The organism is Streptomyces inusitatus (assembly GCF_014651115.1).
GTDB classification, from domain to species: Bacteria; Actinomycetota; Actinomycetes; order Streptomycetales; family Streptomycetaceae; genus Streptomyces; species Streptomyces amakusaensis.
The window spans coordinates 92,875-114,229 of the sequence record NZ_BMWG01000004.1; the positions used below are offsets into that span (position 1 = coordinate 92,875).

Here is a 21,355-nt window from a genome sequence, read left to right on the forward strand (position 1 = left end):
CGGGCCCGGCCGCGGAGCCGGAGCCCGCGGCGGCGGTGGTGGTGTCCGTCATCTCTCCCCCTCTCACCGGTACTCCGACAGTCTGCGGTTGATCCCGAGGATCGCTCCCACCGCGCCGAGCAGCCCGAGCACCGCCGCCCCGGCGGGCAGACCGCCCAGCGCGTCGCGCCCGTCCCGGGCGGCCCGGGTGAATTCGCTCTGCTCATGGGCGAGGGCCTTCTCCAGCGCCTTGTCCACGGTGTCGAACGACTCCCCGGTGGAGCCCTCCGCGCCGATGACCTTCCGCACCGCGCCCTCGTAATTCCCGGCCCGGTCGGTGGAGCTGACCTCTTGGTGGCGGTCCCGCCACTCGCGCACGCCCGCCCCGGCGGCGGCCACGAGCGCGCGGGCCCCGTCGTCGTCGGCGAGCTTCCCGGCCCGGTCGAGCCCCTTGCCCAGCTCGGCCATGCCCGCGCCGTACTCCGTCTCGTACTTGTCGCTCTTGCCGTCGTCGGTGAGGACCGCGCCCCGCGCGACGAGGACGAGGTTCTCATTGGCGCGGGCCTTGAGCGAGCTGATCCGGGAGTCGTTGAGGACCTCCAGGGAGCGCTGTCCGTGCTCCCTGGCCTCGGTGAGACCGTCCCTGGCCAGGGTGTGTCCGACCGTCAGCCAGAGCAGCGCGGCGGTGGTGGCGGCGGTGGTGGCGAGCAGTCCGTGGTTGAACACCCGGTTGGTCCGCAGATAGGTGCGGCGCTGGGCCCAGAGCAGCGCGCCGAGCGCCGCCAGGCCCACGGCGACCGAGAGGACGGGCCAGCGGCTCGCCTCCTCGTCGTCCTGGTGGAGCCGGGCGGTCTCGGCGTCGTAGAGCTTCTGCGCGGCGGGCAGCAGCACCTTGGTCATCTGCTCGTTGGCGAAGCGCAGATACGCGCCGCCGAGAGGCAGCCCCTGGCGGTTGTGGGCGCGGGCCGCCTCGATCCGGCCGGTGTAGACCGGCAACTCCTTGTTGAGCGTGGCGATCTGACGCCCGGACTCGCTGGAGCCCTCCGTGTTCGTCGCGGCCTTGATCAGCAGCTCGGAGGCGAGGGCGATGTCCTTCTCGTACCGCTCGCGGACGCTGGCGGGCTCCTTGACGGCCCCGGCGAGGAAGCCGCTGGAGGCGGCGGTGTCCGCGTCGGCCAGCGAGCGGTAGACCGACGCGGCGTCGGCGCTCAGCGGCTGGCTGCCGCTCACCACGTCCTCGGCGGCGGCGGCCCGGTCGGAGACCTCCAGCGCGGTCACCGCGCCGAACGCGACCACCAGCGCCGCCAGCACCGCGCCGATGAGCCGGAGCCTGCCGGGCTCGGTCGTCACGGCCGCGCGCAGCCGGGAGCCGGCCTCGGCGACGGGGCCGCCGGGAGGCCGTGCGGGCGCGGGGGCGGGCCCCGGGGCCGGATGCGGTGCGGAGCGCACCTGCGGCGGGTGTGTCATATGACCTCCCCCTCGGTCGCTGACGGCGGCCCGCCGCCCGGCGGGTCAGAGGGAAGCCCCCTTGGCCAGTCAGTATGGCCGCGATGACTGACAAGCACAGCGGGATTGACTGGATCTTGTGGCTGGAGCGGTCAAGTCGGCTGTCGTGTCCCCCTGCTGAATACGCTTCGGACGCCTGATCGGTTCCCTCCGCCGCCCGGCCGTACGCCGGGTGCGGGAGGGAGGAAAGGGAACTGTCCCGTCCGGGGCGGAGGGGGAAGGGCACCCGGACGGGACAGTGGCATCAGCCCGCGTAGTGGGCCCGCAGCCGGGCGCGGGCCCCGGGCGGGGCATCGGTGTGGTCGAGGCCGAGGAGGGCGGCTCCCAGCACGGGCGGGGCCGTCACCACGGAGAGCGCGGCCTTGGGCGCCTTCTCCGCCATCATCGCGGCCATGTGGGCGTCCAGTTCGGGATGGCGGGCCGCCAGGACCCCCCCGCCCAGCACGACCGAGGCCTCCTGGCCGATGAGACCGAGCCGCTCCAGCACCACGGTGGACATCACGACCACCTCCCGCGCGAGCCGGCGCACCAGATGACGGGCCACCGGGTCGCCCGCCGTGCTGGTCGTGAAGAGGACCGGGGTCAGCTCATGGGTGCGCCCGTACGGAATGGTCCCCCGGTGCAGCGCCTCGATCAGCGCGTACATGGAGTCCAGACCGAAGTGCTCGGGGAGCGTACGGGCCAGGGCCGTCGGCTCGCCCCGGCCGTCCTCGGCGCGCGCCGCGTACCAGAGGGCCTCCTCGGCGAGACCCTGTCCGCCGCCCCAGTCCCCGGAGATCTTGCCGATCGCCGGATAGCGCGCGGTCCGGCCGTCCGGCAGCATCCCCACGCAGTTGATGCCCGCGCCGCACACCACCGCCACCCCCCGGGGCTCGTCGACCCCGGCCCGCAGGATGGCGAAGGTGTCGTTGCGCACCTGGGTCGTACGCCCCCAGCCCCGCGCGTGCAGGGCGGCGCTCAGCTCGACCTCCTCCACCGGCAGATCGGCGTTGGCGAGACAGGCCGACACCTGCTCGATCGCGTCGGTGGACGCGCCCCGGGCACGGGCCCGCTCCAGCGCCTCGCCGACGGTGCCGGCGAGCAGGTCGACGGCCCGCTCGATGCCGACCTTCGGCGGCGAGAAGCCGTGGTGCCCCCGCGCGGACGCGAGGACCGAGCCGTCGGGGCCGACGACGGCCACGTCGGTCTTGCTGTTGCCCGCGTCGATGGCGAGAACGGAAGCGGTCACGCCCACGCGAGGTGCTCCCGGTTGTGAGCGACGAGCTGGTCGGTGAGCGCCTCGGCGTACTCGTACTGACCGATCAGCGGGTGCGAGAGCAGCGCCCGGAAGACCCGGTCGCGGCCGCCCCGCAGCGCCGCGTCCAGAGCCAGGTCCTCGTACGCCGTGACATTGGCGATCAGCCCCGCGTACAGCGGATCGACCGGGGCCACGGCCAGCGGCGAGGCGCCCCGGGCGTCCACCGAGGCCTGGGTCTCGATGACGGCGTCGTCGGGGAGGAAGGGGAGCGTGCCGTTGTTGAGGGTGTTGACGACCTGGTACGGGCTGCCCCCGCCGCCCAGCAGCGAGGCGGCGAGATCCACCGCGGCCTCCGAGTAGAAGGCCCCGCCCCGCTTCGCCAGCAGCTCCGGCTTGGAGTCCAGGGCGGGGTCCCCGTACATCTCCAGGAGCTGCCGCTCCATCGCCGCCACCTCGGAGGCCCGGGAGGGCTTGGTGCGCAGCTCGCGCACGACCTCGTCGTGCGCGTAGAAGTAGCGCAGATAGTACGAGGGGACCACGCCGAGCCGCTCGATCAGCGGGTGCGGCAGGGAGAGGCTCTCCGCGATCGACGCGCCGTGCTCGGCGAGCAGGGCGGGCAGCCGGTCCTCGCCCTCGGGGCCGCCGACGCGTACCCCGGTCTCCCAGGTCAGATGGTTGAGCCCGACATGGTCGAGATGGACCTCGGAGGGGGCCACATCGAGGAGCGCGGCGAATCTGCGCTGGAAGCCGATGGCCACATTGCACAGCCCGACGGCCTTGTGGCCCGCCTGGAGCAGCGCCCGGGTCACGATGCCCACCGGGTTGGTGAAGTCGATGATCCAGGCGTTGGGGTTGGTGCGCCGGACGCGTTCGGCGATGTCGAGGACGACCGGCACGGTGCGCAGGGCCTTGGCGAGGCCGCCCGCGCCCGTCGTCTCCTGGCCGACGCAGCCGCACTCCAGCGGCCAGGTCTCGTCCTGGAGCCTGGCGGCCTGGCCGCCGACGCGCAGCTGGAGCAGTACGGCGTCGGCGTCGGCGACGCCCGCGTCCACGTCGGAGGTGGTGGTGATGGTTCCGCCGTGGCCCTGCTTGGCGAAGATCCGCCGGGCCAGGCCGCCGATCAGCTCCAGCCGGTCGGCGGCCGGGTCGATGAGCACCAGCTCGCTGATCGGGAGCGTGTCCCTCAGCCTGGCGAAGCCGTCGATCAGCTCAGGGGTATAGGTGGACCCGCCACCCACGACTGCGAGCTTCATTTCGTTTATCAGCCCTTCACTCCGGTCAGTGTGATTCCCTCGACGAACGCCTTCTGGGCGAAGAAGAAGACGAGGATCACGGGGGCCATGACCAGAACGGTCGCGGCCATGGTCAGATTCCAGTCGGTGTGGTGCGCGCCCTTGAAGGACTCCAGGCCGTAACTGAGCGTCCACGCCGCCGGGTTCTCGGAGGCGTAGATCTGTGGGCCGAAGTAGTCGTTCCAGGCGTAGAAGAACTGGAACAGCGCCACGGCCGCGATGCCCGGTTTGGCCATCGGGAGGACGACCTTGAGCAGGGTGCGCACTTCGCCGCAGCCGTCCACCTTCGCCGCGTCGATGTATTCGTTGGGGATGGTGAGCAGGAACTGCCGCAGCAGGAAGATGGCGAAGGCGTCGCCGAACGCCATCGGAATGATCAGGGGCCAGAGCGTGCCGGTGAGATCGAGCTGCTTCGCCCAGAAAAGATACATCGGGACGATGATCACCTGGGGAGGCAGCATCATCATCGAGATCACCAGCATCATCGTCATCCGTTGGCCGCGGAATCGGAATTTGGCGAGCGCGTAGGCCACCGGGATCGAGGAGAGGACGGTCAGCGTGGTGCCCAGGACCGCGTAGAGCAGGGTGTTGCGCCACCAGGTGAGAAAGCCGGGGGTGTCGAGCACCCTGCCGTAGTTGCCCCACTCCCAGGTCGTCGGGATGAGATCGCGGGTGAGCGTCTGCTGATTGCTCATCAGCGAGGTCAGCACCACGAAGACGAAGGGCAGGACGAAGAAGAGCGCGACGGCCACTCCCAGCGAGTGCACCGCTATCCAGTGCAGCACCGCCTTGCGGCGGGCGGTGCGCGCGGCCGGGGTGCGGGGCGCGGATTCCTGGACGGCGGGCGTCCGGTCGAGGATCTGGGTCATGGCTCAGTCACCCATCTGAATGAGGCCGCCGCGCCGCCGCATCAGAAGTGCGGTGAAGGCCATGGCGAGCGCGAACAGAACCAGGGCGACGACGGCCGCCGTGCCGTAGTCGAAACGCTGGAAACCGGCGCTGTAGACGATCTGCGGAAGGGTCAGCGTGGACCTCTCCGGATAGCCCGGCTCGAACAGCTGCCCGCTGCCGCCCATATTGCCGGACGCGACCTTCGCCGCGACCAGGGGCTGGGTGTAGTACTGCATGGTCGCGATCACTCCGGTGACCACGGCGAAGAGCACGATGGGGGAGATGTTCGGCAGGGTGACGAAACGGAATTTCTGCCAGGCGGAGGCCCCGTCGAGTTCGGCGGCCTCGTACTGCTCCTTCGGGACGTCGAGCAGCGCCGCCATGAAGATCACCATCAGATCGCCGACGCCCCAGAGCGCCAGCAGGGTGAGGGCGGGCTTGGACCAGTCGGGGTCGGTGAACCAGCTGGGCGGTGCGAGGCCGAGCGCCTCCAGGCCCGAGTTCACCGGTCCGGTACCGGGGTTGAGGAGGAAGACGAAGGCCAGTGTCGCGGCCACCGGCGGGGCGAGATAGGGCAGGTAGAAGAGGGTGCGGAAGACTCCGGCACCCGTCTTGATCTTGGTGATCAGCAGTCCGACGCCGAGGCCGAAGACCACCCGGAGGGTGACCATGACCAGCACCAGCCACAGCGTGTTGCGCAGCGCGGGCCAGAACATCGGATAGTCGCTGAAGACATAGGTCCAGTTGTCCAGACCGTTGAAGACCGGCGGACGGAATCCGTCGTACTTCATGAAGGAGAAGTAGACGGTCGACAGCAGCGGATAGGCGAAGAAGAAACCGAAGCCGATCAGCCAGGGCGAGAGGAAGGCCGCGGTCCGAAGCGCCGACCGGCGGCGCTTCGAACGCAGGGTGTTGGCGGTCATCGAGTTCGGTTTCGCTACTTCAGCTTGGCGATGTCGGTGTCGATCTGCCGCGCGGCCTTGTCCAGGCCGGCCTGCAGATCCTTCAGCTGCCCCGACTCGTAGCGCAGACCCACGTCCTGAAGGGTCAGATGGTAGGCGCCGCCGTCGACATTGGCCGGGCTGGTGTTGGACTTGGGGTGCTGCGCGATGTCGATGAAGGTCTTGAATTCCGGCGCGTGCTTGAGGTCGGGCGACTTCAGCGCCTCGATGGTGGAGGGCACATTGCGGATTCCGTTGGAGAAGGCCACCACCGCGTCGGTGTCGGTGGTCATGTACTTCACCAGCTCCCACGCGGCGTTCTGCTTCTTGCTGGTGGAGGCGATACCCATGATCGTGCCGGAGAGATAGCCCTTGCCGTAGTCGGCGACCTGGTCGTCGGGCACGGGCAGCGGAGCGGTGCCGATCTCGAACTTCACCCCGGAGTCCTTCGCCATGCCGAGCCGCCATTCGCCGTCGAGCTGCATGGCGACCTGGCCGGTGTGGAAGGGGTGCTTCGCGCCCCACTCGTCGCCGAAGGTGTTCCGGTACTTCTTCAGCTTGGCGAATCCGCCCAGCTTGTCGGCGAGCTTCTTCTGATAGGTGATCATGTCGCGGAACGCGGGGTCCTTGGCGACATTGGACTTGCCCTCGGCGTCGAAATAGGTCGGGGACCACTGCGGGACATAGTGCGAGATGGTTGTCTCGTAGCCGTGGTAGTTCGGCATGAAGCCGAGCTGCTCATAGCTGTCGCCCTTGGTCTTCGTCAGCTTCTCGGCGACCTTGTCGAACTCGCTCCAGGTCTTCGGCGGGGCGTCGATCCCGGCCTTCTTGAACGCGTCCTTGTTGTAGTAGAGGCCGTAGGCGTCGCTCAGCAGCGGCAGCGCGCACTGGTTGCCATCGAACTGCGTGTAGTCGAGCAGCGGCTTGTGGAAGATCGCCTTCGGGTCGAGATTCGACTTCTTCAGAAACGGGTTGAGATCGGTGAACGCGCCCGTGGCGCAGAATTTGCCGACACTGGTGGTGGAGAAGGAGGAGACGACGTCCGGGGCCTTGGACCCGCCGGCCCGCAGCGCCTGGTTGATCTTGTCGTCGGTCATATTGCCGACGATCTGCACCTTGATGTTCTGGTGGCGGGCCATGAAGCGGTCGACGTTGTCCTTCATGGCCTTCACCTCGCTCGGGGCGGACCAGCCGTGCCAGAGGGTGAGCGTGGTCTTCGCCTTGGGGTCGTCCGTGGCCGCGCTCTCCGTCGACCCGGTACAGGCCGAGGCGAAGAGGGAGACGGCGGCGGTGGCGGCGAGTGCTGCGGCGGATTTCCTGGTGCGTATGGACATGGCGGTGTCTCCCTGTGGCGGGGTCGAGAGGACGGGAAGGAAGTGCCTGTCGTGCTTGAGGAAAAAAGCTCTGGGGGAGGGTGGGGGAGGGGACGGGGGCTGAGGGGGAGGAGGAAGAGGAGGGGGAGGGGGAGTGGTCAGCGGTAGGTGTCGAAGACTTCGTTCCGGGTGGCGGCGAGAGCGCTCTCCAGCGCCCCCCGCAGCACCGGGCGTTCGAGTACGGAGCCGAGCACCAGCCTCGGCCGGGGGGCGGCCAGCTCGGCCAGCTCGGCCTGGACCCGGGCGCGCAGCGGCTCGCCGCCCGCGACGACGGCCTCCCCGGAGAGGACCACCAGCTCCGGGTCGAGCATGGCGACCATGGAGGCCAGACCGGTCGCCAGGACGGTGGCGTACCGGTCGAGGAATTCCCGGTACGGCCCCGAGTCCGCCTCGGCGGCGGTGGCCACCAGCGCGGGCGCGACCTCCGTGTAGCGGCCCTCGCCGATGTCCGTCACCCCCAGCTCACGGGCGAGCCTGGGCAGCACCTGAGCACCGGCCAGCTCCTGGAAGCCGCCGCTGTTGGCCTGGGTGACCTGCCGTACGAGAGGGGTGCCGGGGACCGGCAGGAAGCCGACCTCGCCCGCGCCGCCGGTGAAGCCGCGGTGGAGCCGGCCCCCTATCACCAGGGCCGCGCCGAGACCCTCCTCGTTCCACAGCAGGACGAAGTTCTCCAGGCCGCGCGCCGAGCCCAGGCGCTGTTCGGCGACGGCCACGAGGTTGACGTCGTTCTCGTACTCCACGGGCATCGGCAGCGCCGCGGCCAGCTCGTCCAGCAGGGTGGCGGAGTGCCAGCCGGGCAGGTGCGAGGCGTACCGCAGCCGTCCGGTGGAGGGGTCGAACGCGCCGGGGGTGCCGATGACCAGCCGGTTGATCTCGTCCCGGGTGATTCCGGCGGCCTCGACCGCTCCGTCGAGGGCCTCGGTGACCTGCCGTACGGCGCTCTCGGCGCGCGGGCCGGAGGTCGGCAGCTCGAACTCCCCGATGGTGGCCCCGGTGAGGTCGGCGACGGCGGCGCGGACGGAGAGGGTGGTGACATCGAGGCCCGCGGCGAAGCCCGCGCGCTCGTTCACCGCGTACAGCTGGGCGCTGGGGCCCGGCCGTCCCTCGGTGGTCCCGGTGGCGACGACCAGCCCGGCGGATTCCAGCCGGGTCAGCAGCTGGGAGGCGGTGGGCTTGGAGAGACCGGTCAGTTTCCCCAGCGTGGTGCGGGACAGCGGTCCGTGCGCCAGCAGCAGATCGAGCGCGGTGCGGTCGTTCATGGCGCGCAGCACCCTGGGGGTGCCGGGAGTGGTACCCGGGGTGGGGGTGGTTCCGGCCACGATGGATGCACCTGCCTTCCGGCTGTGACGTTCCTACCTGCACTGTTAGGAAAGTTTCCTGTCCCGTCCAGAGGAAACTAAGCCGCCTGCCGGGTGGGCGTCAATGGTCCATGCCTACGGGGCTATCAATCCGTTATCTGCCACGGTTCGGCGTGGCGTACTCCCGCGCGGGCTCGGGTACGACGACGGCGGACGCCCCGGGCCGGGTGGGCCGGGGCGTCCGCCGTCGTTCCGGGCGATCCGTCCGTTTACTTCGTCAGATTCACCGGGGGCGGTATCGGGGACGCCGCGAGCGACTGCGGGGAGGTCGGGCTCGCCAGCGCCGACGGGGGCGCGACCGAGGCCGACGGGTCGGCGGCGGGGGTCTCGTCGAAGACGAGCGGCAGCCCGCCGACGATACGGATGCCCGCCGCGTCGAAGGCGTGCTTGATCCGCCAGCGCAGCTCCCGCTCGACGCCCAGGGCCTTGCCCGGCATCGTCTTGGCCGAGATCCGGACGGTCATCGAGTCGAGCAGCACCTCGGTCAGACCCAGGATCTCCACCGGGCCCCACAGCTGCTCGTTCCACGGCTCCGCCTTGGCCAGATCGTCCGCGACCCCGGCGATCACCTCGCGCACCCGCTCCAGATCCTCCGACGGCCGGACCGTCACATCGACGGCGGCGGTCGCCCACCCCTGGCTGAGGTTGCCGATCCGCTTGATCTCGCCGTTCCGCACGTACCAGATCTCGCCGGAGTCGCCGCGCAGCTTGGTCACCCGCAGCCCGACCTCGACGACCTCGCCGGAGGCGACGCCCGCGTCGACCGAGTCGCCCACCCCGTACTGGTCCTCCATGATCATGAAGACGCCGGAGAGGAAGTCGGTCACCAGATTCCGCGCGCCGAAGCCGATCGCGACGCCCGCCACACCGGCCGATGCCAGCAGCGGGGCCAGATCGATGTTGAACGCGCCGAGGATCATCAGCCCCGCGGTGCCGAGGATCAGGAAGGACGCCACCGACCGCAGCACCGAGCCGATGGCCTCCGAGCGCTGCCGCCGCCGCTCGGCGTTGACCAGCAGACCGCCGAGGGCCGTGCCCTCCACCGCCTGGGCGGAACGGTTCATCCGCTCTATCAACTTGGTCAGCGCCCGGCGCACCAGCATGCGCAGCACCAGCGCGACCACCAGGATCAGCACGATCCGCAGGCTGGTGTTCAGCCAGGTGGACCAGTTCTGCTCCACCCAGCCGGCGGCGTCCTCCGCGTGCTGGGCCGCCTCGTCGAAGGAGACGGTTCCCGGCTCGGGGGAGGCGGGGGCCGAGGGCTCGTCGGCGGCGAGCAGGACGGACAGGGGACTCGCGGTCACGAGGGATGACCTCCAGGCAGGGCTTGGGGGGCTGGCCAACCACACTAACGGGGCATCCCGGCCCACCCCGTTGCCGTGTTCGGGGGAGAGAGAAGTGTCACCCGGGGATGAATTCACCCGGTCGCGCGTTGTCACAGTCGATGTGGTTGAAAACACTTCGAGCCCGTTACGGCTACGTGGTGGCGCTCGGAGCGGGCCTGAGGAGAGACTGAGAGCAGATCGTCCCGGCGCGAGCCACGCGCCGCCGGCGTACAAGGAGGCATCCACCGTGCCGCACGTCCTGGTCCTCAACGCGTCGTACGAGCCCCTCGGCGTCGTACCGCTCCGCCGCGCGCTCGTCCTCGTCCTGGAGAACAAGGCCCTCTGCCTTGAGGAGTCCGGCGCCTTTATGCACAGTGCCACCCGGATCGTCGCCGCGCCCAGCGTCGTCCGGCTGAAGCGGTTCGTCCGAGTGCCCTACCGGGGGCCCGTGCCGCTGACGCGCAAAGCGCTCTTCGCCCGGGACGGCGGGCGCTGTATGTACTGCGGGGGCGTCGCGACCAGCGTCGACCATGTGGTGCCGCGCAGCCGGGGCGGACAGCACGCCTGGGACAACGTGGTGGCGGCCTGCCGCCGCTGCAATCACGTCAAGGCGGACCGGCATCTGCTGGAGCTGGGCTGGCGGCTGCGCCATCAGCCCGCGCCGCCCAGCGGTCTGGCCTGGCGGATCATCGGGACCGGGCACCGCGATCCGCGCTGGATGCCCTATCTCCAGCCGTACGGCGCGGAGGACGCGATGGCCCGGATCGACGGCGTCTCGGCCTGAGGCCTCCGCCCGGGGACGCTGCCCGGGGTCCCCGCCCGGGCCGGGCCGCCGGGCCCGGCCCCGGCGGCTACCTGCCCGCCACCGCGTACGCCTCCACCGACCACAGCGAGTAGCTGAAGCGGGTCGCCCGGCGGTCGCCCTGGACGCGGATGAAGCGGACGTCGCGGCTGTCCATCCGGACCGCCTCCCGGCCGCCCCCGCCGCCGGTCACCGTCGCCGCCGTGCGCCAGACGCGGCCGTCCGCCGAGACCTGGACGCGGTAGTCCGCCGCGTACGCCTCCTGCCAGTGCAGCACCACCTGCCCCAGCCGGACCGGCTCGGGCAGCTCCGCCTGCCACCAGGCGGTGTCCTCGACGGGGGAGGACCAGCGGGTGGCCGGGTCGCTGTCGAGGACGGCGGACGCGGGGAAGTCGGGCGTCTCGTCGCCGGAGGAGGACGCCCCGACCCCCGGCCCGCGCAGCAGGTCGGGGCCCTCGGTGCGCGGATACGCGTGCACCGTCAGGGTCCGCTCCTGGCCGGCGAAGGAGAGCGGGACCCGGTACTCCCCGGCGGGGGTGTCCTTCGGGACGGAGACCTCCACCGGCACGGTCGTCCGCACCCCGCGCGGCACCGTCGTCTTCCTGGGGGTCTTGACCTTGATCCCGGCGGGGGCCTTCGCGGTGAGCGCGCCGCGCACCTCGCCGGGGCGCTGCGGCGTCAGCCGCACCTCCGTGCGCTGCGGGCCGCCGCCGATCGCCGCGTCCGCCCGCTCCCGCGCCAGGGAGAGCCGGGCGGCGGGCTCGTCGGCGAACCACGGCACCACCGACCGCACGCCGACCGCCGTGCCGTCCTCGGCCGTGACCCGGATCGCGTCCGCGCGCACCCCGCGCGCGTCGGCCTGGGTCCAGCCGCTGGGCGAGAGCGGACCGAGCCGCCGCCAGCCCTCGCCCGGCACATGGGCCTCCAGCCGGGCGGCCGTGCCGGGCTCGGTCATCGCGACCACCGTGCCCAGCGGCCGGGCCCGGTCCAGCCGTACGGTCGGCTCACCCGCGCTCTTCTCGAACCGGTCGGCGCCCGTCCAGGCGGCCGACTCCTTCACCGCGCGCTCCAGGAACGGATCCAGTACGCCCTTGCCGACGGTGGCCCGGCTCGACGCCAGCTCCCCGCGCACCCGCTCCAGCTCCAGGGCGGCCGACCAGGCCCGCTCCCCGTCGCCGTCGAGCTGGGCCGCCAGCATGTCCACGGCGATCTCACCGGCCCGTCCGTACCGGGAGAGCTGGTCCAGCCAGGGGCGCACCTCGTCGTCCAGCCGGCCGCCGGCGGGCCGGGTCAGCCGGTCCGGGGCCTCGCGCATCACGGTGAACTCGGCGCGCAGGGCCTTCGCCGCCCGCTCGCCGGCCGCCGTGTCCGAGGCGCCGCGCAGCCGCCAGAAATCGTCGAGGAGGGGCAGGAGATAGGCGGACTCGGCGGTGGGGTCGAGGATGGAGGAGGCGTGGTTGCCCGCGAGCGCGCCCAGCGCCCGGCGGGCGGCGGCGTCACCGTCCGAGAGATCGGATATGGCGGCCTCCCAGGACTCCCGGGGGCGGTAGCCGCGCGGATTCCAGGCGAAGTCGGCGGCGGTGAACAGCGGGATGCGGGAGGCCGAGGCCTGCTCCATCGCGTTCGCCAGCAGGGCGGCCGAGCCGGTGGCGACCGCCGGCTCCCGTCCGGTGTAGGGGCCGAGGAAGATCCGGTCCTGCGCGTAGTCGTTGACCGGGTAGTTGTCCATGGTGACCAGCGGATGCCGGAACGCGTCGCGGACGCCCGCCAGTTCCCGGCCGGTGATGGTGCGCGGCACCACCCCGATCCCGGTCCAGGCCACCTGCACCCGGGGGTCGAGCGTCTCGGCGAGCGCCCGCCGGTACTCGGTCGCGCCCTCCTGGTAGAACTCCGTCGGCATCAGCGACAGCGGCTCCGCCTCCGGGTGGCGCTCGGCCAGATGCCGGGCCACCGCGTCCGCCACCCGGGCCTGGGCGCGCGCCGCCGCCTGCGGGCCCGAGCCGTGGGCGCGGGCGTCGGCGCGGCAGTGCCACTCGCTGTAGCTGACGTCCTGGAACTGGAGCTGGAAGGCGCGCACGCCCAGCGCCCACATGGCGTCGATCTTGCGGGTCAGCGCCCGCACCTCGCCGTCGTCGGAGAGGCACATCTCCTGCGCGGGCGCGACCGCCCAGCCGAGGGTGACATGGTTGCGCCGCGCGTGCTCGGCGAGTTCGCGGAACTCCGCGCGCTGGGCGGCGGGGTAGGGATCGCGCCAGCGCGCCTGCCGGTAGGGGTCGTCGCCGGGGGCGTACAGATAGCGGTTCTGCTTGGTCCGGCCCATGAAGTCGATCTGCGCGAGCCGCTCCTGATGGCTCCAGGGCTCTCCGTAGAAGCCCTCGGTGACGCCCCGGACGGCGGTGCCCGGCCAGTCCCGCACGACGGCCCCGGCGACGGTCCTCTTCCCGCCGGGCGCTCCGGTGATCAGCTGTCGCAGCGTCTGGACGCCGTGGAACAGGCCGCTCTCGCCGACGCCGTCGACCGCGACCGCGCCCCGGCCCTCGATCTCGCCGGCCGCGATCCGGTAGCCGCCCGACGGCAGATCGGCGCGGTGCGGCGCGCGCAGGGCGTTCAGGGCGTCCCGCGCGCCCTCGCCGCCGATGTGGAAGACCGGGCCGCGCCCGGGCAGCGCGGTGTGGACCGTCTCCACGCCCGCCGCGCGCAGCTGCCGCTCCGTCAGTTCCACGGCGCGCGGATCGGCTCCGGACCCGGCGATCAGAGTGGCCTCCGCGCCCAGGGGCACGGCCTTCCCCGCCGCCCTGATGGACTGCGGCCGGGGCCAGACCGGGGGCAGGGGGCCGTCCTTGGCGGGGTCGGCGGCGGCGCGGGCGGGGGAGGCGGGGTCCGTGGGGGAGGCGGCCGCGCCCGGGGTACCGGAGAGGAGGCCGCCGATCACCGCGACGGTGACGGCGGTGGCCGTGCGCCTCCTGTGCGTAAGTCGCACGCATGTCCCCTTTCGGTCACCTGAATGTCTCGCCCATGTCTCTGTTTGATTGCGAGCCCACCACCCTTGCCCGGAAAGTGTCAACGTGCGTGGCCGTTGTGTTCCTTTTGCCTGCCGAGGTGAGTGCCGAAGCGTCCGGCCGGGGGCGCACGGAAGCCCGGAAGGGGTGTGTCCGCTCTCCGGGCAACCGGCATCCGGGGGGTGCTCGGCACGTCGGGAACGAAATGTGACGCGGGCCACGTTCACTGATCAAAGATGTCTGCGGCGGGGCCCGCCGGGTAGGGGCCGAAGGGACCGTCCGTACCGCCCGTACCGTCCGTTGGGAGCGTCCGCCATGACCGCATCCGCCCATCTGCTGTGCTCCGCCCTCGCCGCCCAGGCCCAGGCCGAGGCCCGGCAGGCACAGGCGCAGGCACAGGCACAGGCGCAGGCACAGGCGCAGGCACAGGCCCGGCAGACCCAGACCCAGGCGCAGGCACAGTCTCGGAACCAGGCCCGCGCCTGCTCGGGGAAACCCGGCGCGCGGGGCGGCGAACGCGCCCCGCGCGCCGGCAGGCCCGCCCTCCCCGGCCCGTCCGGCCCCTTCATAGCCGAGCCCTCCGCGACCGGGCCCCTGACCAGCGAGCCCCCGCTGCCCGACGCCGCCCCCCTGACCAGCGAGCCCCCGCTCGCCGACGCGGCCCCGCTCACCAGCGAGCCCACCGCCGCCGGAACCGCCGGCGCCCCCCGATCCCCAGGAGTCTGAGGAGGACCCCCATGGGCCTGGCCCGGCTCGCCGCGCTGCACGGAGTCGACGCCGCCCACACCCCGCCGGAAGGCGGACCCGTCCCCGTCCCCGAGGCGACCCTCGTCGCGGTCCTCGGCGCGCTCGGGGTGGACGCGAGCACTCCGGCGGCCGTTCAGGAGGCCCTGGGCCGGGCCGAGTCCGCCGCCCGGGGGCCGCTGCCCCCGACCGTGGTCGTCTGGAGCGGGGAGCCCGATCCCCCCGCCCTCGCCGCGCTCCCCGCCGGGACGGCCCTGAGCATCGCCCTGGAGGACGGCGGCGGAAGCGAGGACTGGCGGACCGCGCCGCACGGGGTGCACCGGCTGACGGCCCGAACGGCCGACGGCCGGAGCGCGACCGCCCTGCTCGTCGTCGCCCCCGGCCGCGCCCCCGGCCCGCCCGCCCGCTCGCACGGCCTGCTCGTCCAGCTCTACTCCCTGCTCTCCAGCCGCTCCTGGGGCATGGGCGACCTCGGCGACCTCGCCGAGCTGGCCGCCTGGTCCGGCCGCTCGCTCGGCTCCGGCTTCGTCCAGGTCAACCCGCTGCACTCGGCCGTGCCCGCCGGGCCGGGCGGCATCAGCGACCCGTCCCCCTACCGCCCCTCCTCCCGGCGCTTCCCCGACCCCGTGCATCTGCGGATCGAGTCCGTCCCCGAATACGCCTACGCCGAGGGGCCCGACCGCGAGCGGCTCGAAGAGATCCGCGCCAGGGCCGCACGGCTGCGCGCCTCGGTCCTCGACAAGGGCGCGCTCATCGACCGGGACGCCGTCCGGGCGCTGAAGCACGAGGCGCTGGAGGTGCTGCACCGCCTCCCCCTCGGCCCCGGACGGCGCGCCGCCCACCACGACTACCTCGCCACGGCGGGCCGGGCGCTGGAGGACCACGCCACCTGGTGCGCCCTCGCCGAGGTGCACGGCCCCCACTGGCGGAGCTGGCCGCCGGGGCTCAGGGACCCGCGCTCGCCCGACACCGCCCGCGCCCGGCACGAGCTGATGGACCGGATCGACTTCCACTGCCGGGCGATCTGGCTCACCGACTGCCAGCTCGCCGAGGCCGCCGGAGCGGCCCGGGACGCGGGCATGGGCGTCGGCATCGTCCACGACCTCGCCGTCGGCGTGCACCCCGAGGGCGCCGACACCTGGGCACTCGGCGAGGTCTTCGCCCCCGGGATGTCCGTCGGAGCGCCCCCCGACGCCTTCAACGCCCACGGCCAGGACTGGGGGCTGCCGCCCTGGCGTCCCGACGCCCTCGCCGCCTCGGGGTACGCGCCCTTCCGCGAGCTGCTGCGCGGGGCGCTCCGCCACGCGGGCGCGCTGCGGATCGACCATGTCATGGGCCTCTTCCGGCTCTGGTGGGTCCCCGAGGGCGGCCCGCCGAGCGCCGGGACCTATGTCCGCCACGACGCCGAGGCGATGCTCGCCGTCCTCGTCCTGGAGGCCCACCGGGCCGGCGCGCTCGTCCTCGGCGAGGATCTCGGCACGGTCGAACCGGGCGTACGGGAGAGCCTGGCGCGGCGCGGGGTGCTGGGCACCTCCGTCCTCTGGTTCGAGCGCGACTGGGCGGGCGGCGGCGGCCCGCTGCCCGCCCGGGCCTGGCGCGAGGGCTGCGTGGCCACCGCGACCACCCACGATCTGCCCCCGACCGCCGCCCGGCTGGCCGGGGACCAGGTGGAGCTGCGCGAGCGCCTCGGCCTGCTCACCCGGCCCGCCCGGCAGGAGCGGCTGAGCGAGCGGGCCGATGTCGAGGAGTGGTTGCGGCTGCTCCGGAGCCTCGGTCTGCTGCCGGAGGACGAGCCCGGCGAGGAGGGCCTGATCCGCGCCGTCCACCGCTTTCTGCTGAGCACCCCCGCCCGGCTGGTCGGCGTCTGGCTGCCGGACACGGTGGGCGACCGCCGCCCGCAGAATCTGCCCGGCACCTGGGACCAGTACCCCAATTGGCGGCTGCCGCTCGCCGACGCCGACGCCCGGCCGCTCACCCTGGAGGAGCTGGCGGACTCCCCCCGGCTGCGCGGCCTCATGGAGGTCTTCGCCGCACCCGCCGCCCGCTGAGCCCCGCACCCGCCCGCTGAGCCCCACGCCCGCCCGCCCCCGCCCGTACGGCACCCCGGGCGCGCGGTCCGATCAGCCGTTCGCTACGTTGGCACCGTGGACAAGAAGAACGCTTTGCGCGCCGGTGCCGTCACGGCCGGTACGACGCTGATGATGATGCTCATGTCGTCCCCCGCGCTCGCTCTGACGCCTGACGACGGCGACGACCCGGGCCCGGGTCTGACCGTGGTCGAGACGCTCGGCCTCTTCGTGGCCGCGCCGCTGGCGATCTTCCTGGTCATCGCGGGCCTGGTGATGGTCCTCGACAAGTCCAGGAAGCAGGAGCCGGAGCAGAGCTGACCGGCCGGGCCGACGCGCCCACCGGTCCGCCGCGACCTTCGGCGAGGGCGCTCAGGGGTGTGCGCACCGCACCCCTGAGCGCCTTTGCCATGCCCTTTTCACGGCGGCGCCCGCCGCCGCCCTGCCTGCCGGCCGCCTCCTATGACGGCCGCGCGGCCATCAGCAGCCGCAGCAGATCCCCGAGCCGCTCCCCCTGCTCCTCGGTGAGCGCCGAGTCGAACAGCCGGTGCTGGAGCGCCAGTCCGGCCCCCACCGCCTCCTCGATCACCTCAAGGCCGCGTGCGGTGAGGGTGACCCGCAGCCCCCGCCGGTCGCTCGGGTCGGGGCTGCGGGCGAGCAGCCCCGCCTTCTCCAGTTTGTCCAGCCGCCCGGTCATCCCCCCGGTGGTCAGCATCAGCGTCGCCGACAGCTCCCGGGGCGAGAGCGTGTAGGGCTCCCCGGACCGCCGCAGCGCCGAGAGCACGTCGAACTCGCCGCGTGTCACGCCGTACCGCCGGTACTCCCGCTCCACCAGATCGCCCACCTCGCGGGCGATCCGGTAGACACGGCCGTAGACCGCCATCGGGCCGGTGTCGAGATCGGGCCGCACCGCCGCCCACTGGTCCACGATCGCGTCGACGGCGTCCCGGGCGGGCCCGGATCCGGGCCCGGGGATGGCTGTTGAGTTCATGGGGCAAGTATCCAAAGGCCATGACTTGAACGCAAGTAAGCTGCTTGACGGCAAGTAGCTTAGAGCTAAGCTACTTGCCATCAAGCTTTTTCGTCCGCTTCGGAGGATCGCCATGAACCGCGCTGCCGTCGTCGCCCTCACCGCGCTCGCCCCGATCTCCTGGGGCTCCACCTACGCGGTCACCACGGAGTTCCTGCCACCCGACCGCCCTCTGTTCACCGGTCTGATGCGGGCCCTGCCCGCCGGGCTGCTGATACTGGCGGCCACCCGGGTGCTGCCGCGCGGCGCGTGGTGGTGGAAGACGGGTGTGCTGGGCGTGCTGAACATAGGCGCGTTCTTCCCGCTGCTCTTCCTCGCCGCCTATCGGCTGCCCGGCGGGGTCGCCGCCGTCGTCGGCTCGGTGGGGCCGCTGTTCGTCGTCGGCCTCTCCGTGCTGCTGCTGAGCGAACGGGCGACGGCCCGCACCCTGCTCGCCGCGATCGCGGCGGCCTTCGGGGTGAGCCTGGTGGTGCTGCGCGCCGGGGCCGGGTTCGATCTCGTCGGACTGCTGGCCGGGCTCGCCTCCTCCGCCTCGATGTCCGCCGGAACCGTCCTCACCAAGCGCTGGGGCCGCCCCGAGGGCGTGGGGCCGCTGGTGATGACCGGCTGGCAGCTCACCGCCGGCGGACTGCTCATCGCCCCGGTCGCCCTGCTGGCCGAGGGCGCGCCGCCCGCGCTGAGCGGTACCAACATCGCCGGGTATCTCTATCTCGCGCTCGCCAACACGGCCGTCGCCTACTGGCTGTGGTTCCGCGGCATCGAGCGGCTGACGGCCACCTCGGCCACCCTGCTGGGCCCGCTCACCCCCATCACCGCCGCCGTCATCGGCTGGGCGGCGCTGGGGCAGGCGCTCACCCCCGTACAACTGCTGGGAATGACCATCGCGTTCGGCGCGACCCTGACCGGGCAGCTGCGACCGCGCGGGCGGGCGGCGGACGCTCCGGCGGTACCGGAGCCCGGCCCGGCCCGGCCGACACTCCTCAAATAGTGGACGGCACTCCTCAGGTGACGGCGTCCGCCGTCACCGCCAGGGACTGGAGATACCGCATCAGCGTCATCAGCACATCCCGGCTGGAGCCCCTCAGCCGGGCGTCGCAGTCCACGATCGGCACCGACAGCGGCAGATCGAGCGCCGTCCGGATCTCCTCGATGGGATACATCGGGGCCTCCGGGAAGGTGTTGATCGCGACGACGAACGGCACCCGCCGCTCCTCCAGCCGCCCGATGACATCGAAGCTGACCTCCAGCCGCCGGGTGTCCACCAGGACGACCGCGCCCAGCGCGCCCTCGAACAGCCCGCGCCACAGGAACCAGAAGCGCTGCTGCCCCGGGGTGCCGAACAGATACAGCACCAGCTCCTCATTGATGCTGATGCGGCCGAAGTCCATGGCCACGGTGGTGGAGGTCTTGCGCTCCACCCCCTGAAGGTCGTCGACGCCGACTCCGGCCTGGGTCATCGTCTCCTCGGTGGTGAGCGGCTTGATCTCGCTCACCGAGCCGACGAGGGTCGTCTTGCCCACTCCGAAACCGCCCACGATGACCACCTTGACGGCGGCGGTGGCCGTCTCCGGCAGCACATCCTCGCTGCGCGGGCCCACGGCCTGCTCAGAGCTTCTGAAGTCCATCGATCACTGCCTCAATCAAAGCGCGGTCGGGGAGTAGCGCGGGCTGGACCGGAGCGCGGGCCATCACCTGGCTGTCGAGCAGCAGATCGCTCAGCAGGACGGTGACGACGCTCACCGGAAGACTCAGGTACGCCGATATCTCGGCCACCGAGAGCGGGGACTGGCACAGACGGATGATCGCGTTGTGCTCGGGCTGCATGCCGTGCCGGGGGCCCGACTTGGCCACGATCAGTGTGACCAGGTCGAGCGTGGCCGGCCCGGATGCTCCGCTGCGGCCGCCCGTGATGACGTACAACCGCTCGGGACTGCTCTCCTCCCAGTCCCCAGCGTTGCTCACGCGGTCTGCCTGTCCTGCCGCGGCGGGCTGGACAGGTGCTCTCCGATCCGGAGTACGAGGTCACGCATCCGCTGGCCCATGAGGCCCGCGTCGACTCCCTCATCGGCGAGCACGGCGAGGAAGGCGCCCGAGCCCGCCGCCATCAGATAGAAGAAGCCGCCGGTCATCTCGATGACCACGAGATGCATCCGGCCGTCGCTGCCCGGGAGTTCGGAGGCGACCGCGCCGGCCAGGGACTGGAGTCCGGCGCAGGCCGCGGCCAGCCGGTCCGCCGTGTCGTGGTCCGCGCCGTACTGCGCCATCCGCAGTCCGTCCGCCGACAGCACGATCACGTGTCTGGTCTGCGGTACGCCTTCCGCCAAGTCCTTGAGCATCCAGTCCATGTTGGTCTGGTTGGACTGCCGCTGAATCATGGCTGCGTACTCCCCTTGTTCGTCTGGGTTGTCTCACCGGCCAGGCCGTTCTGGAACGCCGCGAGCCACATACCGGGCTGCACCGCGGGCGCGGCCTCCGGCTGGGGCTGGGCGACGGCCGCGGGCGCTGCGGTGACGGGGCTCTTACGGCGCCGCTGAGGCAGTCCGGTCGCCGTCCGTTCGGTGATGACCGGGAGCTCGTCGTCCGTCATGAGATCCGCGATCGCGGGGCCGGCGGCCTGTCGGGCCGGCTCCTCGTGGGTGACCGGCACACCGCTGGAGCGCGGCCCGGAGGCCGCTCCGATGCCGTGTGCGAGCCCTGTCGCCGAGGCGACGGTGGTGATCAGTTCCTTCGGTACGACGAGGATGGCGCGCACCCCGCCGTACGCCGAGGAGCGGAGCGAGACCCGGAAGCCGTAGGCCTGGGCCAGGCGGCCCACCACCGCGAGGCCGAGGCGGGGCGTCTCGCCCAGATCGTTGACGTCGATGCCCTGCTGGGCCTGGCGGAGCATGCGCTCGGCCCGCAGCCGGGCCTCCTCGCTCATGCTCACGCCGCCGTCCTCGATCTCCACGGCGATGCCGGAGTTCACATCGACGGCCGTGAGATGGACCTTGGTCTGCGGCGGCGAGTAGCGGGTGGCGTTGTCGAGCAGCTCGGCGAGCGCGTGGATCAGCGGCTCGACGGCGGTGCCGACGACGGCGACCTCGGAGACCGAGTGCAGCTCGACCCGCTGGTAGTCGATGATCCGGGACATCGCGCCGCGCATCACGCTGTAGAGGGGGACGGCCCGGCTCCACTGGCGGCCGGGGCGCGCCCCGCCGAGCACCGCGATGGAGTCGGCGAGCCGGCCGATCAGCGCGGTGCCGTGGTCGATGCGGAGCAGATCGCCGAAGACCTCGTTGTTCTTGCCGTGCCGGTCCTCCATCTCCCGCAGCTGCTGGGCCTGCTGGTGCACGATGGCCTGGACGCGGCGGGCGATGTTCACGAAGGCGCGCTGCGCGGACTCGCGGAGGTCCTCCTCGCGGGAGACCGCGTCGAGCACGGAGCTGAGCACGACCTGGTGCTCGGTGGAGGTCCGGAGGGAGTCGAGGATGTCCTCGGGGAACTCGCCCTCGCGCAGCCGCCGCACCACCTCGGGGAGCAGCTCGCGCACCAGCCGGGTGGTCTCGGCCTGCTCCTGGGCGAGGGTCGCCTCGCGCTCGGCGAGACGGGCGCTGAGCAGGGTCGCCCGGCGGCCTCTGCGCACGGTCTCGGCGCAGGAGATGGCGATGGCGGTGACGGCGATGACATCGACCCAGATGACCGCGGTGCGCGCGGATCCGGACACCACGGCCGCCGCGATGGCGGCGGCGACGGCGGTCACGACGACGGGCACGAGCCACACAAGGGAAGCCGCGGGCCGCGGAGACTCGGTCGACGCTTGCTGTCGGACCATC

At 72.3% G+C, this 21,355-nt stretch carries 19 protein-coding genes; 5 read left to right on the forward strand and 14 right to left on the reverse strand.

Going from position 1 to position 21,355, the window contains the following annotated elements:
• Window positions 1-63: 63 nt before the first annotated feature.
• From IE247_RS09915 to IE247_RS09950, 8 genes are all read right to left on the reverse strand, one after another.
• A complete protein-coding gene (locus tag IE247_RS09915; RefSeq protein ID WP_190122619.1) occupies window positions 64-1,446 on the reverse strand; it encodes a GlnX family signal transduction membrane protein in 1,383 nt (460 codons plus the stop codon).
• Between the two features lie 283 nt (window positions 1,447-1,729).
• Window positions 1,730-2,719, reverse strand: coding sequence for an N-acetylglucosamine kinase (locus tag IE247_RS09920; protein WP_190122620.1), 990 nt, complete (start codon window positions 2,717-2,719; stop codon window positions 1,730-1,732).
• The gene (locus IE247_RS09925; protein WP_190122621.1) at window positions 2,710-3,975 is read right to left on the reverse strand and encodes a 6-phospho-beta-glucosidase; all 1,266 of its coding nucleotides are present in this window, start codon (window positions 3,973-3,975) and stop codon (window positions 2,710-2,712) included. Before IE247_RS09925 ends, IE247_RS09920 begins: the two co-directional genes overlap by 10 nt.
• Window positions 3,976-3,983: 8 nt before the next feature.
• Window positions 3,984-4,883 (reverse strand): carbohydrate ABC transporter permease, encoded by a 900-nt coding sequence (locus IE247_RS09930; RefSeq protein WP_190122622.1) that lies wholly within the window; start codon window positions 4,881-4,883, stop codon window positions 3,984-3,986.
• 3 nt (window positions 4,884-4,886) lie between these two features.
• Window positions 4,887-5,828: a carbohydrate ABC transporter permease gene (locus IE247_RS09935; RefSeq protein WP_190122623.1), complete on the reverse strand. Its 942-nt coding sequence runs from the start codon at window positions 5,826-5,828 to the stop codon at window positions 4,887-4,889.
• A gap of 14 nt (window positions 5,829-5,842) precedes the next feature.
• Window positions 5,843-7,180 carry an ABC transporter substrate-binding protein gene (locus IE247_RS09940; RefSeq protein ID WP_190122624.1) on the reverse strand — a complete coding sequence of 446 codons (1,338 nt, stop codon included), beginning with the start codon at window positions 7,178-7,180 and terminating at the stop codon, window positions 5,843-5,845.
• 137 nt (window positions 7,181-7,317) lie between these two features.
• Complete coding sequence (locus tag IE247_RS09945; protein ID WP_373305536.1) at window positions 7,318-8,538, reverse strand: ROK family transcriptional regulator; 1,221 nt, start codon at window positions 8,536-8,538, stop codon at window positions 7,318-7,320.
• 248 nt (window positions 8,539-8,786) lie between these two features.
• Window positions 8,787-9,881, reverse strand: coding sequence for a mechanosensitive ion channel family protein (locus tag IE247_RS09950; RefSeq protein ID WP_190122625.1), 1,095 nt, complete (start codon window positions 9,879-9,881; stop codon window positions 8,787-8,789).
• Window positions 9,882-10,149: 268 nt separating this feature from the next.
• On the opposite strand from IE247_RS09950, the gene IE247_RS09955 reads away from it, so the two are divergent.
• Entirely contained in the window at window positions 10,150-10,686 is a 537-nt protein-coding gene (locus IE247_RS09955) for an HNH endonuclease (protein WP_190122626.1), read from the forward strand.
• 67 nt (window positions 10,687-10,753) lie between these two features.
• Here IE247_RS09955 and IE247_RS09960 read toward each other — a convergent pair whose 3' ends face one another.
• Window positions 10,754-13,684: a glycoside hydrolase family 84 protein gene (locus IE247_RS09960; protein WP_190122627.1), complete on the reverse strand. Its 2,931-nt coding sequence runs from the start codon at window positions 13,682-13,684 to the stop codon at window positions 10,754-10,756.
• Window positions 13,685-14,018: 334 nt separating this feature from the next.
• Between IE247_RS09960 and IE247_RS09965 the strand changes: the two genes are divergently transcribed.
• From IE247_RS09965 to IE247_RS09975, 3 genes are all read left to right on the forward strand, one after another.
• Window positions 14,019-14,429: a hypothetical protein gene (locus IE247_RS09965; protein WP_190122877.1), complete on the forward strand. Its 411-nt coding sequence runs from the start codon at window positions 14,019-14,021 to the stop codon at window positions 14,427-14,429.
• A gap of 11 nt (window positions 14,430-14,440) precedes the next feature.
• Window positions 14,441-16,495: a 4-alpha-glucanotransferase gene (gene malQ / locus IE247_RS09970; RefSeq protein WP_190122628.1), complete on the forward strand. Its 2,055-nt coding sequence runs from the start codon at window positions 14,441-14,443 to the stop codon at window positions 16,493-16,495.
• Between the two features lie 96 nt (window positions 16,496-16,591).
• On the forward strand, window positions 16,592-16,834 hold the full coding sequence (locus tag IE247_RS09975; RefSeq protein ID WP_190122629.1) for a hypothetical protein: 243 nt from the start codon (window positions 16,592-16,594) through the stop codon (window positions 16,832-16,834).
• A 139-nt stretch (window positions 16,835-16,973) separates the two neighbouring features.
• On the opposite strand, the gene IE247_RS09980 is transcribed toward IE247_RS09975, so the two are convergent.
• A complete protein-coding gene (locus IE247_RS09980) occupies window positions 16,974-17,504 on the reverse strand; it encodes a MarR family winged helix-turn-helix transcriptional regulator (RefSeq protein ID WP_190122630.1) in 531 nt (176 codons plus the stop codon).
• Window positions 17,505-17,616: 112 nt separating this feature from the next.
• Between IE247_RS09980 and IE247_RS09985 the strand changes: the two genes are divergently transcribed.
• Window positions 17,617-18,531: an EamA family transporter gene (locus tag IE247_RS09985; protein ID WP_190122631.1), complete on the forward strand. Its 915-nt coding sequence runs from the start codon at window positions 17,617-17,619 to the stop codon at window positions 18,529-18,531.
• Between the two features lie 13 nt (window positions 18,532-18,544).
• Here IE247_RS09985 and IE247_RS09990 read toward each other — a convergent pair whose 3' ends face one another.
• From IE247_RS09990 to IE247_RS10005, 4 genes are read right to left on the reverse strand one after another with little or no spacing between them, the layout of a single operon-like run.
• Window positions 18,545-19,168 (reverse strand): GTP-binding protein, encoded by a 624-nt coding sequence (locus IE247_RS09990; RefSeq protein ID WP_190122632.1) that lies wholly within the window; start codon window positions 19,166-19,168, stop codon window positions 18,545-18,547.
• Window positions 19,149-19,505, reverse strand: coding sequence for a DUF742 domain-containing protein (locus IE247_RS09995; RefSeq protein ID WP_190122633.1), 357 nt, complete (start codon window positions 19,503-19,505; stop codon window positions 19,149-19,151). Before IE247_RS09995 ends, IE247_RS09990 begins: the two co-directional genes overlap by 20 nt.
• On the reverse strand, window positions 19,502-19,918 hold the full coding sequence (locus IE247_RS10000) for a roadblock/LC7 domain-containing protein (protein WP_190122634.1): 417 nt from the start codon (window positions 19,916-19,918) through the stop codon (window positions 19,502-19,504). The genes IE247_RS09995 and IE247_RS10000 overlap by 4 nt, the downstream gene beginning before the upstream one ends.
• A complete protein-coding gene (locus IE247_RS10005) occupies window positions 19,915-21,354 on the reverse strand; it encodes a sensor histidine kinase (protein ID WP_190122635.1) in 1,440 nt (479 codons plus the stop codon). The genes IE247_RS10000 and IE247_RS10005 overlap by 4 nt, the downstream gene beginning before the upstream one ends.
• Between the last annotated feature and the right edge of the window lies 1 nt (window position 21,355).

Coding starts and splice junctions, on each gene's coding strand:
- IE247_RS09930 (WP_190122622.1), bottom strand. CDS start 4,883: ATGACCCAGATCCTCGACCGGACGCCCGCCGTCCAGGAATCCGCGCCC.
- IE247_RS09980 (WP_190122630.1), bottom strand. CDS start 17,504: ATGAACTCAACAGCCATCCCCGGGCCCGGATCCGGGCCCGCCCGGGAC.
- IE247_RS10000 (WP_190122634.1), bottom strand. CDS start 19,918: ATGATTCAGCGGCAGTCCAACCAGACCAACATGGACTGGATGCTCAAG.
- malQ (WP_190122628.1), top strand. CDS start 14,441: ATGGGCCTGGCCCGGCTCGCCGCGCTGCACGGAGTCGACGCCGCCCAC.
- IE247_RS09935 (WP_190122623.1), bottom strand. CDS start 5,828: ATGACCGCCAACACCCTGCGTTCGAAGCGCCGCCGGTCGGCGCTTCGG.
- IE247_RS09990 (WP_190122632.1), bottom strand. CDS start 19,168: ATGGACTTCAGAAGCTCTGAGCAGGCCGTGGGCCCGCGCAGCGAGGAT.
- IE247_RS09925 (WP_190122621.1), bottom strand. CDS start 3,975: ATGAAGCTCGCAGTCGTGGGTGGCGGGTCCACCTATACCCCTGAGCTG.
- IE247_RS10005 (WP_190122635.1), bottom strand. CDS start 21,354: ATGGTCCGACAGCAAGCGTCGACCGAGTCTCCGCGGCCCGCGGCTTCC.
- IE247_RS09985 (WP_190122631.1), top strand. CDS start 17,617: ATGAACCGCGCTGCCGTCGTCGCCCTCACCGCGCTCGCCCCGATCTCC.
- IE247_RS09915 (WP_190122619.1), bottom strand. CDS start 1,446: ATGACACACCCGCCGCAGGTGCGCTCCGCACCGCATCCGGCCCCGGGG.
- IE247_RS09940 (WP_190122624.1), bottom strand. CDS start 7,180: ATGTCCATACGCACCAGGAAATCCGCCGCAGCACTCGCCGCCACCGCC.
- IE247_RS09965 (WP_190122877.1), top strand. CDS start 14,019: ATGACCGCATCCGCCCATCTGCTGTGCTCCGCCCTCGCCGCCCAGGCC.